Genomic DNA, 15,918 nt, shown 5'->3' on the forward strand with positions numbered 1-15,918 from the left:
TGTGAGCTTCTATGGGTTGCCACCGGAGATCAATTCGCTGCTGATGTACTCGGGCGCCGGTTCGGGTCCGATGCTGGCGGCGGCGGCGGCCTGGAACGGGCTGGCCTCCGAGTTGTCGTCCGCGGCCCAGTCGTTCTCGTCGGTCACGTCGACGTTGGCCAGCCAGGCGTGGCAGGGCGCGGCCGCGCAGGCGATGGCGGCCGCGGCGGCCCCGTACGCGAGTTGGTTGAGTGCCGCGGCGACCCAGGCGGCGGGGGCGGCGGCCCAAGCCCAGGCGGTCGTCAGCGCCTTTGAGAGCGCGCTGGCCGCGACCGTGCACCCGCTGCAGGTGGAGGCCAACCGCAACGGCCTGGTCCAGCTGGTGATGAGCAACCTGTTCGGCCAGAACTGGCCGGCGATCGCGGAGACCGAATTCAACTACATGGAGATGTGGGCGCAGGACGTGACCGCGATGCTGGGCTATCACGGCGGGGCGTCGGCGGCCGCCGGGCAATTGCTGTCCGGGCAGGCCAGTCTCCCGGCCATCCCCAGCCTGCCCGGCCTCGGGGGCATCGGCGCCGGATCCAACCCGGCGGGCGGCGGCACCGCTGCCGCCGCGGGCGCCGCCGGTGGCGGTGGGGGTGGCGGCGACGCCCCGGCCACCGCGAGCGCGGCCGGCGGCACCGGAGGAGGGTCGAGCGCCGATCCGGGTACCGCTGCCGCGGTCGGCGGCGGGAGTGTGGACAGCGGCTACGCCGGGGGCGCCCCCGCGACGGACGCCAGCGCGGGCGCGATGCCGGCCGGCGGTGCCTATCTGGGCTCCGGAAGCGTCGGCACGGCGGCTGCCGGCGGCATGGTCGGTGGCGGCGCGAGCCCGGGTTTGCTGGGAGCCGGCGGCATGGGGGCGATGATGATGGCGGCCGCGGCGGGGTCCTCGGCCTCGTCGTCGACGACTTCGGCGCCGCCGCCCCAGGCAACGACGCCGGCCGCGCAGGAAACCGCGCCGCCCGCTGCGCCGCCGGCCGAGGTGCCAGAGGTCGAGGAAGCGATGGCGCCGGCGGCCGCGACGCCACTCGAGACGACGCAGGTGGCGGCCGGACCCGCGGCCGAGGTCTCGGCGGCCGCAGCCAAGGCCAGGGCGGCCCAAACCCGCGAGGAGGGCGAAGGCGAGCGGATGGCGCTGCCGACGCCGCTGCCGGAGCGCCCGGCGGAAACGCCGGAGCAAGAGGCGCTGGCCAACTAGCCCGGGTGCCGCGTGATTTCGTCGATTCGGCGGTGGTCCGGGGTCGGTTAACGCGGGTAACCTCGGCTCTATGACCGTGACATCCAGGACCGCCAGCCCTCGTCGACGCGGACTGTACGGCGCGCTTGCCGGCGCTCTGCTGAGCGTCACCGCCCCGGTGCTGATCGCGTTGCCGCAGGCCCACGCCGCGCCGCAATGCGATCAGACCGTGGGTCAGTCCATCGACTCGTACCTCAAGGAGCATCCCCAGCTCCACCAGCAGCTGCAGGCCAAGTCCCAGGCCGAGGGCGGGGGTGGCAACGTGATGGACTACCTGAGCCGGCATCCCGACGTGCGGCAGCATCTGATCGACCTGTCCCAGCAGTGCGCGCCGTAGCGAGCGGGCTTACTCTTTCAAGTCCTTGAATGCCCCTCGCGACGCGCGGGAACGTTCGCCATTGACGAAAAAGTAGAACACGTTCTAGCGTCTAGGCGTGTTCTCTAATCCCCTTACCTCCGCGATCGCCGAAGCCGAGCAGCTCGTCACCGCCGCACCGTTCATCGAGACCGAGGCCGACCTACTCGAAGGACTGCAATACCTGGCCGGCTGCATCGCGGCGTGCACCCACCTGGCCTTCGACTATGAGCGCGATCATCCTTTCCTGCAGTCGGGCACCGGGCCGTTCACCAAGATGGGTCTGGACAACCCCGACACCCTGTACTTCGGCACCCGCGTGCAGCCCGACCGCGACTACGTCGTCACCGGCAGGCGCGGCACCACCACCGACCTGAGCTTCCAGCTGCTGGGCGGTGAGTACACCGACGACAACGTGCCCGTCAGCCAGGCCGCGTTCGACGATCGCGAACTCGACATCGCCGCCGACGGCAGCTTCGAGTGGCGGGTGCGACCCAGCAGCACCGGGCAACTGGTGATTCGCGAGGTGTACGGCGACTGGGCGGCCCAGCGCGGCACGCTGACCATCTCCCGAGTGGACACCGCGGGCACCGCGCCGCCGCCGCTGACCCGGCAGACGATCGAAAAGCGTTACGCCACAGCGGGTAAGCAGCTGGTGAACCGTGTGAAGACCTGGTTGCAGTTTCCCGAGTGGTTCTACCTGAACATCCCGGTCAACACGATGGTCCCGCCCCGGCTGACCCCCGGCGGCCTGTCGACCCAGTACTCGTCGGCCGGGCATTTCGATCTGCGCCCCGACCAGGCGATGGTGATCACGATCCCGGTCTCGGACGCGCCCTATCTCGGTTTCCAACTGGGCAGCCTGTGGTACATCTCGCTGGACTACATCAACCACCAGACGTCGCTGAACAACACTCAGGCGCAAGCGGATCCGGACGGCAAGGTGCGCATCGTCGTCGCCGACCAGAACCCCGGCGTGACCAACTGGGTGGAAACGCTCGGCCACCGGCGGGGCTACGTGCAGTTCCGCTGGCAGCGGGTGTCGCGTGAGCTCACCGACGCCGACGGGCCCACCGTCGAGGTCGTGGACTTCGACGCGGTGCCGGGCGCGCTGCCGTATTTCGAGCACAATAAGATTTCCGAGGACCAGTGGCGCGCGCGAATCGCGTTGCGTCAACAGCAAATAGCGGCCAGGATGCTGGGGTGACGATGTCAGGAATGCTCAAGCGAAAGGTGGTCGTCATCAGTGGTGTCGGGCCCGGGCTCGGTACCACGCTGGCGCACCGATGCGCGCGCGACGGTGCCGACCTGGTGCTGGCCGCCCGCAGCCTGGACCGGCTGGAGGCGGTGGCCAAGGAGATCAACGACTCCGGGCACAAGGCCTTGGCGGTGCGCGCCGACATCACCAGCGACGAGGAGGTCGACTACCTCGTCGAGACCGCCATGGCGAGCTACGGCAAGGTCGACGTGCTGGTCAACAACGCGTTCCGGGTGCCGTCGATGAAACCCTTGGCCGGCACGTCCTTTCAGCACATCCGCGATGCGATCGAGTTGAGCGCGCTGGGCGCGCTGCGGCTCATCCAGGCCCTGACGCCGGCGCTCGAGAAGTCCCACGGGTCGATCGTCAACGTCAACTCGATGGTGCTGCGCCACTCGCAGGCGAAGTACGGCGCGTACAAGATGGCCAAGTCAGCTCTGCTGGCGATGTCGCAGTCGCTCGCCACCGAGCTCGGCGAGAAGGGCATTCGCGTGAATTCCGTTGCGCCGGGCTATATCTGGGGCGAGACGCTGAAGGCCTACTTCGAGCACCAGGCCGGCAAGTACGGCACCACGGCGGACCAGATCTACCAGGCCACCGCCGCGAACTCCGATTTGAAGCGACTGCCCACCGAGGACGAGGTGGCTTCGGCGATCCTGTTTCTGGCCAGCGATTTGTCCAGCGGCATCACCGGGCAGACGCTGGACGTCAACTGCGGGGAGTACCACACCTGATGGCAGACCGTACCGATGTCGGCACCGTCGACGAACTGCACGCCTCGGCCACCAAGCTGACCGGGCTGGACGACTTCGGCGCCGACGACGACAACTACCGCGAGGCGCTGGGGGTGCTGCTGGACTCCTACCGCAACGAAGCGGGCCTCACCGTGTTGGGCAGCAAGATGAATCGGTTCTTTCTGCGCGGCGCGCTGGTGGCCCGGCTGCTGTCGGAATCCTCCTGGAAGCAATACCCGGAGCACGCCGACGTGGTGATCGAGCGGCCGATCTTCGTCACCGGGCTGGTGCGCACCGGCACCACGGCGCTGCACCGCCTGCTGGGCGCCGACCCGGCGCATCAGGGCCTGCACATGTGGCTGGCCGAGTTCCCGCAGCCGCGCCCGCCGCGCGACACTTGGGAATCGAACCCGATGTATCGCCAGCTTGACGCGCAATTCACCCAGCACCACCAGGAAAACCCCGGCTACACCGGCCTGCACTTCATGGCCGCATACGAGCTGGAGGAATGCTGGCAGCTGCTGCGGCAGTCGCTGCATTCGGTGTCCTACGAGACCCTCTCGCACCTGCCCAGCTACTCAAAGTGGTTGTCGCAGCAGGACTGGACGCCGTCGTACCGCCGGCACCGCAAGAACCTGCAGCTGATCGGGCTCAACGACGCCGACAAACGGTGGGTGCTGAAGAACCCCAGTCACCTTTTCGCGCTGGACGCGCTGATGGCGACCTATCCGGACGCCTTGGTCATTCAGACCCACCGGCCCGTCGAGACCATCATGGCCTCGATGTGCTCGCTGGCCCAGCACACCGCGGAGGGATGGTCGACGACGTTCGTCGGCGCCCAAATCGGCGCCGACTCGATGGAAACCTGGTCGCGCGGGTTGGAACGGTTCAACACCGCGCGGGCCAAATACGACCCGGCCCAGTTCTACGACGTCGACTATCGGGAACTGATCGCCGATCCGTTGGGCACGGTCGCCGACATCTACCGTCACTTCGGCCTGACGCTGACCGACGAGGCCCGGGCTGCCATGGAGAAGAGCCACGCGGCCAGCCAGTCCGGCGAGCGGGCGCCCAAACACACGTATTCGCTTGCCGATTACGGGTTGACCGAGGAAGCGGTGAAGGAGCGATTCGCGGGGCTGTGACCCCGGTCGCCCCCTGTCAGCCTTCGATCCGGCGTGGCCCCGGCCACACCTCGGTGGTGGCGCGCCTCAATGCCCAGCTCGATGTCGGGCTCACCCGCAACCTGGCCAGGCGGATAACCGCCGACCGGGCGAGGATTCGCGCGGACATGGTCACGGCCCTGTTGTTGGGCATCGGCGTGCAGCGAGTGTTGCTCCAGAAGAAGCCGCTGGCCGGCGCGCGCGACGACATATCGCCGAGGTGTTCCTCGAGGCCTTCGAGGCGATAACCAAACTGCCCCAAGGCGATTGAGTCAGTCGTCGTCGGGGTGGTCCAGGTAGCCCTCGGCGGCGGCGTGCTCGATGCTGTCGCTCAGCTTGGGGCAGGCGCGCGCACGAGCGGTGTCCCCGCCGGATTCGCGGATCTCGGCGAAATACGCGCACCGCTGCGCCGCCTCGGTGTTCCACTGCACCGCGGTGTGGCCTGGGCCCAGCCTCCTGACCGTGACCGTGACGTGGCAGAACCGGCAATCCACCGGCAGCAGTCCCGAGCTCAGGTAACGCTCCCGATCGGCGCGGCTGGCCTCGGCGACCGAGGCGGCGCGCTCCGGATCGTTAGTGAAATCCCTTGATTTGGACCAGGTTCCCGTCCCGCCCTTTGCGCCATGCGATTCGTCGTGATCGTGATGATCGCCGTACAGCAGTAGCATCGACCGGGCGAGCCGATCGACGTCCGGTACTGCCGGGTGGTCTTCGGGCATGGTCCTAGTGTTGCTCGGCGGGTACGCCTTCTGATTGGGGTTCGGACTCCCGTGCCTTGAGATTCTCTTCGACCTCGGCGTTCCAGTACTCGTTGGCGCGGGTGGTGTCGACCTCGATCTCGAAGCGCTCCACCATCTCTGGGGTGATGTCGGCGACGTCGACGTAGAACTGCTGGTACCAGCGGCGCAGCTGGTAGACGGCGCCGTCCTCCTCGACCAGCAGCGGGTTGTCGATGCGGGTCTTGTGCTTCCAGATCTCGACGTCCTGTAGGAAGCCCTTGCTGACCCCTTCGGTGAAGACGCGCGACAGCTTGTCGGTCATCTCTTCGTCCATGCCCTTGGGCTTTTCGACGATCACGCCCCACTGCAGCACGAACGAGTTCTGCGTGACGGGGTAGTGGCAATTGATCAAAATCGACTCGGCCTTGTAGCCGCCGTAGCTGTTGTGCAGCCAGTTGATCATGAACGACGGCCCGAAGTACGAGGCCTCGGAATCCAAGTGCGCCTCGCCGTAAGAGGTTCCGAGATCATTGACGTCGGGCCGGCCGACGTTGTGCAGATACTGCGAGGCGATGTGGCCCTCGAAGACGTTCTTGAAGTACGTCGGCAGCCCGAAATGGATGTAGAAGAAGTGCGCCATGTCGGTGACGTTGTCGATGATGTCGCGGCAGTTGGACCCCTCGATCAGGATGCGATTCCACCGCCAATCGGTCCATTCGTCGCTGGCCGCCTCGGGGATCTCCGGGATCCGGACCGCGGGGTCCGGCGGGTTGCCTTCGTGGTCGTGCCAGACGAACAGCAGGCCGCCGCGGACGTCGGTGGTCCACGACCGGGTGCGCGCCGTCTTGGGTGTGCGCTTGGCGTACGGCACCAGCTTGCAGCGGCCGTCGCCGCCCCAGCGCCAGTCGTGGAACGGGCAGGCGATCTCGTCGCCCTTGATGGTGCCCTCCGACAAGTCGCCGCCCATGTGCCGGCAGTAGCCGTCGAGCACCTTCAGGTCCCCGTGGGAATCGGCGAACACGACCAGCTTGGTGCCGAACGCCTGCACGGGGTGCGGCTTACCGTCCTGGAAGTCCTTCGCGACGCCCAGGCAGTGCCAGCCGCGGGCGTATCTGGTCGGCAAGGCGCCGGGGTCGATTTCCCGGATGCCGACCGCCTTGGTGTCGGTACTCACCTTCCACCTCCAAGTAGTCTCTAACTAGAACACGTTACAGTTTTGGGCCTGCCCGGCGCAACGACGGTGCGTCTGGCTGCGGTTTTCAGCGAGCGTTTTGACGTTGGGGTATATCTAGACGATGCCGCTGTTTGCTTTCGAAGGTCGGTCGCCGCGGATCGATCCCACCGCGTTTGTGGCCCCGACCGCGACCCTGATCGGCGACGTCACGGTGGAGGCAGGGGCATCGGTTTGGTTCAACGCCGTGCTGCGCGGCGACTACGGGCCGATCGTCGTGCGCGAGGGCGCCAACGTCCAGGACGGGTCGGTATTGCACGCGCCGCCGGGCATCCCCGTCGACATCGGCCCCGGTGCGACGGTGGCGCACATGTGCGTCGTGCACGGGGTCCACGTCGGCAAAGAGGCGCTGATCGCCAACCACGCCACCGTCTTGGACGGCGCGGTGATCGGCGCGCGCAGCCTGATCGCGGCAGGTTCCCTGGTGCTGGCCGGCACTCAGATTCCGGCCGGAATGCTGGCGGTCGGCTCCCCCGCGCAGGTGAAGGGGCCGGTCGCCGGAACGGGCGCGGAGATGTGGATCAACGTCAACCCGCAGGCCTATCGCGACCTCGCACAGCGGCACCTGGCAGGGCTGGAGCCGATCTAGGGTTCAGCCCTCGACCTTTCGGACGCTCGCGGCCGCCCGGTCCATCTCCCAGTACGCCCGCAGGGCCAACATTTTGCCGTCGTCGTCGGCTTTGTAGGTGAACACGCCTTCGGCGGTGACCTGGTAGTCGCCCGTGGTGATGAGGATGTGCCCGACGTTGGCTTCCTCGTTGCCGCATTGGTAGGTGTCGCGGAAGACGAACTCGATCTTGGTCGTGGGAGCGATGGCCAGGTCCCAGAACGCCGAGATGGCGTCGCGGCCCCGGTGTCCCTTGCCCTCTGGATCGAAGGCCGACGGCCCGATCGGGTCCTCGACGATCGCGTCGTCGGCGAACACCGCCAACCACGCTTCCTTGTCCCTCGCCATCACCGCCTCGCGGGAGCGGCGGCCGGCCTCGTGCGCGGGGTGCTTGGTCTTTTCCTGGGTGTCGGTCATTGTCAACCTCTTTCGGGTTTGTCCGCCCCCACGACCCACATCGAGTAGTACTGCGAGCCGCCGCCGTACGCGTGGCCCAATGCCTTTCGGGCGTTGGGCACCTGGTGATCCCCGCCCTTGCCCATCACCTGAATCGCCGCCTCGGCGAAGCGGATCAGGCCCGAGGCCCCGATCGGGTTCGACGACAGCACGCCGCCCGAGGGGTTCACCGGCAGCCGCCCGCCGATCTTGGTCTCGCCCGCCTCGGTGAGCTTCCAGCCTTCGCCCTCGGGCGCAAACCCGAGGTTTTCCAACCACATCGGCTCGAACCAGGAGAACGGCACGTAGATCTCGGCGGCGTCGATCTCGTCGATCGGGCTGGTGATGCCGGCGGCCTTCCACAGCGCCGCGGCGGCGTCGCGGCCGGCCTGGGGGCTGACCTGGTCGCGGCCGGAGAACTGCAGCGGCTCGGTGCGCAGCGCGGTGGCGTGAATCCAGGCGACCGGATTTCCTTGCGCCAGCCGGGCTTCGGCGCTTTCCTCGTCGCCGATCACGACCGCGGCCGCACCGTCGGAGGACGGGCAGGTCTCGTCGTAGCGGATCGGGTCCCACAGCATGGGGGACTCCATCACCTTTTCCACCGTGATGTCGGGCTGGTGCAGATGGGCCAGCGGGTTACGGGCCCCGTTGAGCCGGTCCTTGACCGCGACCATGGCGCCGATGTTCAACGGCGCGCCGGACCGGCGGATGTACGACCGCACGTGCGGGGCGAAGTAGCCACCCGCGCCAGCGCCGACCGGCTTGATGAAGGGGATCGGAATCGACAACGCCCACATGGCGTTTGACTCCGACTGCTTCTCCCAGGCCATCGCCAGCACGCGCCGGTACTTCCCGGACTGGACCAGACTGGCGGCCACCACCGCGGTGGACCCGCCGACCGAGCCCGCGGTGTGCACGCGGATCAGCGGCTTGCCGGTGGCGCCCGTGGCGTCGGCCATGAACAGCTCCGGCATCATCACGCCCTCGAAGAAGTCCGGCGCCTTGCCCACCACGACGGCGTCGATGTCGTCGAAGGTGGAACCGGAGTCTTCCAGCGCCCGGTCGATGGCCTCGCGCACCAGGCCGTTCATCGAAACGTCCTTGCGCTTGGCGACGTACTTCGTCTGCCCGGTACCCAGTACCGCGGCCAGGTGTGCTCCGGCTCCGGCCATCAGTTCTTCCCTTCCATGACCGCGACCAGGTTCTGCTGCAGGGCGGGACCGCTGGTGGCGTGCGCCAGCACCCGCCCGGCCGAACCGTTCCAGATGTGTTGTGCCGCAAAGCCGATCCGCTCCAGGCCCGCGACGAACATGGGGTTGGCCGCCAGCGCACCGCCGGACGGATTCACCTTCGTCGCCCCGGGGATGTTGATCGCCTCCGCCAGGATCAGGTGCTGGTGGGTGAACGGCGCACAAATCTCGGCCACGTCGAGGTTGCGGGTGCTTCCGCCGGTGGCCGCCTTGGCCGCGGCGGCCGTCGACGGCGATTCGGTGAGGTCCCGCACGCCCAGCGACGGCGACTCGATCCGGTGCTCGATGCCGGTGATCCAGGCCGGGTTTTCGCGCAACTCGCGGGCCCGGTCGTCGGCGGCGAGCACGATGGCGGCGGCGCCGTCGGTGATCGGGGCGATGTCGTGCCGGCGCAGCGGGTCGGCGAAGAACGGCCGCTCCAGCAACTCGTCCAGGCTGACCGGGGGCTGCACGGAGTCCACCCGCTTCGCGGACGCGAAGGAATCGAATGCGACGCGGGCCATCTGGATGTCGGTCCACTTGCCGGTGTCCAGCCCGATGCGGGCCTGGAGCCCGGCCATCGACACGGAGTCGGGCCACAGCGGCGCGACGGTGTACGGGTCGGTCTGCCTCGACAGGATCTGACGCAGGATCCCGGCCGAGGACTTGCCGAAGCCGTACACCAGCGCGGTGTCGACCTCACCCGTCAGGATCTTGATGTAGGCCTCGTACAGCGCCCACGCCGCGTCCATCTCGACGTGCGATTCGTTGATCGGGGGGACGGCGCCGATCGAGTCGATCGCCGAGATGAACGAAAACGCCCGTCCCGCAAGGTAGTCGGACGATCCCGAACACCAGAACCCGATGTCGGACTTCGTGATGCCGAGCTCGGAGTACAGCTGGGCGAAGCACGGCATCAACATTTCGACGCCGTTGGTGGTGCCGTCGGTGCGGCGGACATGCGGGGCGTGGGCAAAGCCGACGACCGCGACGTTGCGAGCGCTCATGTGTTGGTAGGCCCTTTACAGGTGGTGCTTGTAGGTGTCGTACTCGGCGTCGGGCTCCCCGGTCGGCCGGAAGTACTCGATGTTGTCGATGCCAAAACCCCACTCCTCGCGTGGTTTCCACACCGCCTCGACGCGCATGCCCATCCGCACCTCGTGCGCGTCGATGTCGGCGACCAGGTGCAAGAACGGGATGTCCGCGCCGTCGAGCAGGACGTAGGCCGCCACGTAGGGCGGCTTGATGCGCTGGCCCTGGAACGGGATGTTGATGATCGCGAACGTCGTCACCGTGCCCCTGTCGGGCAGCTCGACGAAGTCGGTCGTCGGCAAGCCGGTGGCCGGGTCCGCACCGTGCGGCGGGAAATACACTTTTCCGTTCTCGCCCGTCTTCGCGCCGAGCAGCTTGCCCTCCGCGATCGCCCGCAGATAGGCGCTTTCCTCGTGGGAGGCGCTGTGCTGAATCGTCAGCGAGACGGGCGTGACGATCATGGTGACCGGCTCCTGGTCGCCGTCCGGCTCGGGGACGGTTTCGGCCTGGTCGCCGAGCGCGAAGTACGCGATGTCGGTGATGGCTCCGACCGTCTCGTCGGCCCAGTGCGCGTGCACCCGGGTCCCGGTGCGGATGGCGTCCGGCTCGCCCGCGTCGACGGCGTGCATCAGCAGCGTGTCCGCGCCGTCCAGCTTGATCAGCGCCCAGGCGAAGGGCCGGTCCAGCGGCTGACCCTCGATCGGTTCGGGCTGCCACGTCCAGGACGCCACGGTGCCGACTGCCGACACCGGTACCATCTCGCCCAGCGGCTCGTAGGTAACCGGGTCATATTCCGCCGGCGGGACATGCACGCGGCCATCGGATCCGCGCACCCCGAGGATGCGGCGCTCACGCAACGCGGTGAAGAACTTGCTGAGCGTGGGGCCCACCGAACGGGTGTAGTCGAAGGACAACGTCAGTGGCGCGGAGAGCGGTGGCTCGGGATGATCTATCAAGGTCGGGCTGCTCGAACTGGCTGTCACGCCATCGAGTAGAACAGGTTCTAAGAATCGTTTCAACACTGGGTCGGCTCGGAAGGCGGAGGCCATGAAGCTTGGGTTGCAGCTGGGGTATTGGGGCGCTCAACCGCCGGAGAACGCGATGGAACTCGTCACCGCGGCCGAACAAGCCGGATTCGACGCCGTGTTCACCGCCGAGGCGTGGGGATCCGACGCGTACACGCCGCTGGCCTGGTACGGGTCGTCGACGTCGCAGGTGCGGCTGGGCACCTCGGTGGTCCAGCTGTCCGCGCGAACGCCGACCGCCTGCGCGATGGCCGCCCTCACGCTCGACCACCTCTCCGGCGGCAGGCACATCCTCGGGCTGGGCGTGTCCGGCCCGCAGGTGGTCGAGGGTTGGTACGGCCAGCGATTCCCCAAGCCGTTGGCGCGCACCCGCGAGTACATCGACATCCTGCGCCAGGTGTGGGCCCGCGAGAAGCCGGTGACCAGCGACGGCCCCCACTACCCGCTGCCCCTGACCGGCCCCGAGACGACCGGGCTGGGCAAGCCGCTCAAGCCCATCACCCATCCGCTGCGCGCCGACATCCCAATCATGCTGGGCGCCGAGGGCCCGAAGAACGTCGCGCTGGCCGGCGAGATCTGCGACGGCTGGCTGCCGATCTTCTACACGCCGCGGATGGCGGATACCTACAACGAATGGCTCGACGAGGGGTTCGCCCGGCCGGGTGCGCGCCGCAGCCGCGAGGACTTCGAGATCTGTGCGACCGCGAACATCGTCATCACCGACGACCGCAGCGCCGCGTTTGCGGCCATGAAGCCCTATCTGGCCCTCTACATGGGTGGGATGGGCGCGGAGGACACCAACTTCCACGCCGACGTCTACCGCCGGATGGGCTACGCGGAGGTCGTCGACGACGTGACGAAGCTGTTCCGGTCGAACCGAAAGGACGAGGCGGGGAAGATCATTCCCGACGAGCTCGTCGACGACGCCGCGATCGTCGGCGACCTCGACTACGTGCGTAAGCAGATCAAGGTGTGGGAGGCCGCGGGCGTCACGATGATGGTGGTGTCCGGCCGCAGCACTGAGCAGATCAACGAGCTGGCCACGCTGGTCTAGGCGTTCCTTGCCAGGGCAGTAGAACGCGTTCTAGATTGGCCCGATGACAGCCTCGCAGCACACCATCGCGGGCACGGTGATCACGATGCCGGTGCAGATCCGCAAGGCCAATCAGCACATGGCGATGTTCTCGGTGGACGCCGACGCCGCCCAGCACCTGATCGACTACAGCGGCCTGCGGGTCTGCCGCTACCTGCCGGGCCGCACGATCGTGGTGCTGATGCTGATGCACTACATCGACGGCGATCTGGGCCAGTACTACGAGTTCGGCACCAGCGTCATGGTCAACCCGCCGGGCTCGAACGCGAGCGGACCGCGCGCGCTGCAGTCCGCGGGCGCGTTCATCCACCACCTGCCCGTCGACCAGGCGTTCACCCTGGAGGCGGGCACCAAGATCTGGGGCTACCCGAAAGTGATGGCGGACTTCACCATTCGCGAGGGTCGCGAGTTCGGATTCGACTGCACCGTCGACGGGCAACTGGTGATCGGCATGGACTTTCGCCGCGGCCTGCCGATTCGGCTGACCCCGCGGCAGCAGGCCCAGCGCAGCTACTCGCACCGCGACGGCGTCACCCGGGAGACCGCGTTCGAGCACACGCTGGACGGCGTGCGGACCCGGCTCGGTGGAGTGCGCGTCCGGCTGGGCGATCACCCGTACGCCAAAGAGCTTGCGTCGCTTGGTCTCCCGAAGCGCGCGCTGCTGTCCAGTTCCGCAGACCAGGTGCAGATGACTTTCGGTGACGCTCAGGAGATCTCATGACTGTGACTTCAGTGACCAGACCCGATGTGGATCTGACCGACGGCACCTTCTACGCGGGTGACTCGCATCCCGTCTATCGCTGGATGCGGCAGAACGAGCCGGTCTTTCGGGACCGCAACGGGTTGGCCGCCGCGTCGACGTACCAGGCGGTGATCGACGCCGAGCGCAACCCCGAGCTGTTCTCGAACGCCGGCGGCATCCGACCCGACCAGGACGGGGTCGAGATGATGATCGAGATGGACGATCCGCAACATCTGTTGCGCCGCAAGCTCGTCAACTCCGGTTTCACCCGCAAACGCGTGAAAGACCAAGAGTCCAAGATCGTTTCGCTGTGTGACACGCTGATCGACGCCGTGTGCGAGCGGGGCGAGTGCGACTTCGTCTGGGACCTCGCCGCGCCGTTGCCGATGGCGGTCATCGGCGACATGCTCGGGGTGCTGCCGGAGGAACGCGAGATGTTCCTCAAGTGGTCCGACGATCTGGTCGGCGCCCTGAGCAGCACGGCGGCCGAAGCCGACATTCAGGTCACGATGGATGCCTTCGCCGCCTACAGCGAATACATGATGGGCATGATCGCGGCCCGCAAGAAGGAGCCGACCGACGACCTGGTCAGCGTCCTGGTTCACGCCGAGGTGGAGGGCTCGCGCCTGGAAGACCACCAGATCGTGACCGAGGTGCTGCTGCTGCTGATCGGCGGCGACGAGACCACGCGGCATACGTTGAGCGGCGGCACGCGGCAGCTGCTGTTGCACCCCGACCAGCACCGGCGGCTGGTGGGGGATCTGTCGTTGCTGCCCAACGCGATCGAAGAGATGCTGCGCTGGACGGCGCCGGTGAAGAACATGGCCCGCACGATCACCGCCGACACAGAGTTCCATGGCACGGCGCTGCGCCAGGGCGAAAAGATGATCCTGCTGTTCGAGTCGGCGAACTTCGACGAGAAGGTCTTCGACGATCCGGAGAGCTTCGACATCGAGCGCTACCCGAACAACCACCTCGCGTTCGGCTTCGGGACGCACTTCTGCCTCGGCAACCAGCTCGCCCGGCTGGAGCTGTCGATCATGCAAACGCGGCTGCTGCAGCGCCTTCCGGACATGCGGCTGGCGTCTCCAGACGCGGCGTTGCCGCTGCGTCCGGCGAATTTCGTGTCCGGCCTCGAGAAGATGCCGGTGGCGTTCAGCCCGACCGCGCCGCTGCGCTAGCCTCCCCGCGCCGAACGTGTTTTGAGGGCGAGATTTCTGTAGATTTTGCACCCTGACGGCACGTTCGGCGCAGCTGTCGGTGCCCCGGGACACACTAGCCCGCATGGAAGAGGCGTTTATCGGCAGCGAGGCCACGAAGTCTGGCGCCCTGACGCGGCACCAGTTGCGCAGTCGATTCGTCGCGCTGCACCCGGACGTCTACAGCCCGCCGGACCTGGACCTCACCGCCGCGATGCGCGCTCGCGCCGCGTGGCTGTGGTCGCGGCGGCGTGGCATCGTCGCAGGGCATTCCGCGGCCGCGCTGCATGGCGCGAAATGGGTAGACCACCGGACCCCGGCTCAGCTGCTGTACCGGCATCGCCGTCCGCCGGCCGGTATTCGCACGTGGTTGGACACCGTCGCCGACGACGAGATCCAACTGATCGGCGATGTTTCCGCGACCACGCCGGCCCGTACGGCGTTCGACCTCGCGTGTCGCAATCCCGTAGGCAAAGCCGTCGCGGCTATCGATGCCCTGGCCCGAGCGACCGGACTGAAGCCCGCCGACGCCGAATTAGTCGCAGACCGCTACAAAGGGCACCGGAACATCAGGCGGGCAAGGCGAGCGTTGACACTCGTCGACGCTGGTGCCGAGTCACCCCGCGAGACTTGGCTGCGGCTGCTCGTGGTCGAGGCGGGTTACCCGTCGCCGCAAACCCAGATGCCGGTCTACGGCGAATACGGCGAGCTGGTCGCTGTTGTCGACATGGGTTGGGACGACGTCAAAATCGCACTGGAATACGAGGGGATCCAGCATTGGACCGATCCCCGGCAGTTCCGTAAGGACGTCGAACGTTACGAGGCGCTACTTGACCTGGGGTGGATCGCAATTCGTGTGACGGGCGCCGACACGCGGGGCGGCATCCTGGGTCGGTTGGCGGCTGCCTGGGCTCGCCGAACGTGATCTGAGGGCGAGAAAATCGCAAAAATCCCGCCCTCAGAGCACGTTCGGCGAAGGGGGACCGGACCGCCTAGCGGTTCTTGAACTCAGGCTTGCGCTTCTCGGCGAACGCCCGCGGGCCTTCCTTGGCGTCGTCGGACAGGAACACCTTGATGCCGATCTGGGTGTCGATCTTGAAGGCGTCGTTTTCGTGCAGACCCTCGGTTTCGCGGATCGCCCGCAGGATCGCCTGGACGGCCAAAGGCCCGTTGGCCGATATCAGGTCGGCGATCTCGAGCGCCTTGGTCAGCGCCTGGCCGTCGGGCACCAGGTGGCCGATCAGGCCGATCTCCTTGGCCTCGGCGGCGGTGATGTGCCGGCCGGTCAGCAGCAGGTCGCACGCGACGGTGTAGGGAATCTGGCGCACCAGGCGCACGGCGGAGCCGCCCATCGGGTACAGGCTCCACTTGGCCTCCGAGATGCCGAACTTCGCGCTCTCGCCGGCCACGCGGATGTCGGTGCCCTGCAGGATCTCGGTGCCGCCGGCGATCGCGGGGCCTTCGACCGCCGCGATGAGCGGTTTCGTCAGCCGGCGCCCCTTCAGCAAAGCGTCGATCCGTGACGGGTCGTAGCTGCCGTCCTTGAACGAGTCGCCCGGCGGTTTCTTGGTCGCCGTCTTCAGGTCCATGCCGGCGCAGAAGTAGCCACCGGCGCCGGTCAGGATGCAGCAGCGGATGTCGTCGTCGTTGTCGACGCGGTCCCAGGCCTGCACCATGATTTCCATCATTTCCGTGCTCAGCGCGTTGCGGGCGTGCGGCCGGTTCAAGGTGACGATCAGGGTGTGACCGCGCTGTTCGACGAGGGCGTCCGGTCCCGTTTGTTCGTTTGCTGGAGCCTCAGACACGGCTACCGCCTTTCCGTCGTCGTTGGGGGC

General features: G+C 67.4%; 18 protein-coding genes. 11 read left to right on the plus strand and 7 right to left on the minus strand.

Annotation, left to right across the window (positions count from 1 at the left end):
• The first annotated feature begins 1 nt into the window (after position 1).
• The 6 genes from AWB89_RS28495 (at position 2) to AWB89_RS17620 (ending at position 5,019) form a co-directional block, all read left to right on the plus strand.
• Positions 2-1,222: a PPE family protein gene (locus AWB89_RS28495; RefSeq protein ID WP_085175402.1), complete on the plus strand. Its 1,221-nt coding sequence runs from the start codon at positions 2-4 to the stop codon at positions 1,220-1,222.
• A 70-nt stretch (positions 1,223-1,292) separates the two neighbouring features.
• The gene (locus AWB89_RS17600; RefSeq protein ID WP_085095804.1) at positions 1,293-1,598 is read left to right on the plus strand and encodes a hypothetical protein; all 306 of its coding nucleotides are present in this window, start codon (positions 1,293-1,295) and stop codon (positions 1,596-1,598) included.
• Positions 1,599-1,695: 97 nt separating this feature from the next.
• Positions 1,696-2,823 carry a hypothetical protein gene (locus AWB89_RS17605; RefSeq protein ID WP_085095802.1) on the plus strand — a complete coding sequence of 376 codons (1,128 nt, stop codon included), beginning with the start codon at positions 1,696-1,698 and terminating at the stop codon, positions 2,821-2,823.
• A gap of 2 nt (positions 2,824-2,825) precedes the next feature.
• Positions 2,826-3,608 (plus strand): SDR family oxidoreductase, encoded by a 783-nt coding sequence (locus AWB89_RS17610; protein ID WP_085175404.1) that lies wholly within the window; start codon positions 2,826-2,828, stop codon positions 3,606-3,608.
• Positions 3,608-4,753 (plus strand): sulfotransferase family protein, encoded by a 1,146-nt coding sequence (locus AWB89_RS17615; protein WP_085095798.1) that lies wholly within the window; start codon positions 3,608-3,610, stop codon positions 4,751-4,753. The genes AWB89_RS17610 and AWB89_RS17615 overlap by 1 nt, the downstream gene beginning before the upstream one ends.
• Before the next feature lie 56 nt (positions 4,754-4,809).
• Positions 4,810-5,019, plus strand: coding sequence for a TetR/AcrR family transcriptional regulator (locus AWB89_RS17620; protein WP_085175407.1), 210 nt, complete (start codon positions 4,810-4,812; stop codon positions 5,017-5,019).
• A 24-nt stretch (positions 5,020-5,043) separates the two neighbouring features.
• Here the strand turns inward: AWB89_RS17620 and AWB89_RS17625 are convergent, their stop codons facing one another.
• Both AWB89_RS17625 and AWB89_RS17630 read right to left on the minus strand, forming a co-directional pair.
• Positions 5,044-5,490, minus strand: coding sequence for a hypothetical protein (locus AWB89_RS17625; RefSeq protein WP_085175409.1), 447 nt, complete (start codon positions 5,488-5,490; stop codon positions 5,044-5,046).
• Positions 5,491-5,494: 4 nt separating this feature from the next.
• Positions 5,495-6,664, minus strand: coding sequence for a 3-ketosteroid-9-alpha-monooxygenase, oxygenase component (locus tag AWB89_RS17630; protein ID WP_085095794.1), 1,170 nt, complete (start codon positions 6,662-6,664; stop codon positions 5,495-5,497).
• A gap of 121 nt (positions 6,665-6,785) precedes the next feature.
• On the opposite strand from AWB89_RS17630, the gene AWB89_RS17635 reads away from it, so the two are divergent.
• Positions 6,786-7,310: a gamma carbonic anhydrase family protein gene (locus AWB89_RS17635; protein ID WP_085095792.1), complete on the plus strand. Its 525-nt coding sequence runs from the start codon at positions 6,786-6,788 to the stop codon at positions 7,308-7,310.
• A 3-nt stretch (positions 7,311-7,313) separates the two neighbouring features.
• Here the strand turns inward: AWB89_RS17635 and AWB89_RS17640 are convergent, their stop codons facing one another.
• The 4 genes from AWB89_RS17640 to AWB89_RS17655 are packed head-to-tail and all read right to left on the minus strand — an operon-like array spanning position 7,314 to position 11,007.
• Positions 7,314-7,745, minus strand: coding sequence for a nuclear transport factor 2 family protein (locus AWB89_RS17640; RefSeq protein ID WP_085095790.1), 432 nt, complete (start codon positions 7,743-7,745; stop codon positions 7,314-7,316).
• Positions 7,746-7,747: 2 nt separating this feature from the next.
• On the minus strand, positions 7,748-8,935 hold the full coding sequence (locus AWB89_RS17645) for a thiolase domain-containing protein (RefSeq protein ID WP_085095788.1): 1,188 nt from the start codon (positions 8,933-8,935) through the stop codon (positions 7,748-7,750).
• On the minus strand, positions 8,935-9,999 hold the full coding sequence (locus AWB89_RS17650) for a thiolase domain-containing protein (protein WP_085175412.1): 1,065 nt from the start codon (positions 9,997-9,999) through the stop codon (positions 8,935-8,937). The genes AWB89_RS17645 and AWB89_RS17650 overlap by 1 nt, the downstream gene beginning before the upstream one ends.
• 15 nt (positions 10,000-10,014) lie before the next feature.
• Entirely contained in the window at positions 10,015-11,007 is a 993-nt protein-coding gene (locus tag AWB89_RS17655; protein WP_085095784.1) for a Zn-ribbon domain-containing OB-fold protein, read from the minus strand.
• A gap of 64 nt (positions 11,008-11,071) precedes the next feature.
• Here AWB89_RS17655 and AWB89_RS17660 point away from each other — a divergent pair, with 64 nt between their 5' ends.
• From AWB89_RS17660 to AWB89_RS17675, 4 genes are all read left to right on the plus strand, one after another.
• Positions 11,072-12,103, plus strand: coding sequence for an LLM class F420-dependent oxidoreductase (locus AWB89_RS17660; protein ID WP_085175414.1), 1,032 nt, complete (start codon positions 11,072-11,074; stop codon positions 12,101-12,103).
• Positions 12,104-12,146: 43 nt separating this feature from the next.
• Complete coding sequence (locus tag AWB89_RS17665) at positions 12,147-12,863, plus strand: acetoacetate decarboxylase family protein (RefSeq protein WP_085175416.1); 717 nt, start codon at positions 12,147-12,149, stop codon at positions 12,861-12,863.
• Positions 12,860-14,065: a cytochrome P450 gene (locus AWB89_RS17670; protein WP_085095778.1), complete on the plus strand. Its 1,206-nt coding sequence runs from the start codon at positions 12,860-12,862 to the stop codon at positions 14,063-14,065. The genes AWB89_RS17665 and AWB89_RS17670 overlap by 4 nt, the downstream gene beginning before the upstream one ends.
• Positions 14,066-14,168: 103 nt before the next feature.
• Positions 14,169-15,008, plus strand: coding sequence for a hypothetical protein (locus AWB89_RS17675; protein WP_085175418.1), 840 nt, complete (start codon positions 14,169-14,171; stop codon positions 15,006-15,008).
• A gap of 67 nt (positions 15,009-15,075) precedes the next feature.
• Here AWB89_RS17675 and AWB89_RS17680 read toward each other — a convergent pair whose 3' ends face one another.
• Positions 15,076-15,888, minus strand: a complete 813-nt coding sequence (locus tag AWB89_RS17680) for a crotonase/enoyl-CoA hydratase family protein (protein WP_085095774.1) — start codon at positions 15,886-15,888, stop codon at positions 15,076-15,078.
• Positions 15,889-15,918 lie beyond the last annotated feature (30 nt).

Source organism: Mycobacterium paraense (assembly GCF_002101815.1).
GTDB lineage: Bacteria > Actinomycetota > Actinomycetes > Mycobacteriales > Mycobacteriaceae > Mycobacterium > Mycobacterium paraense.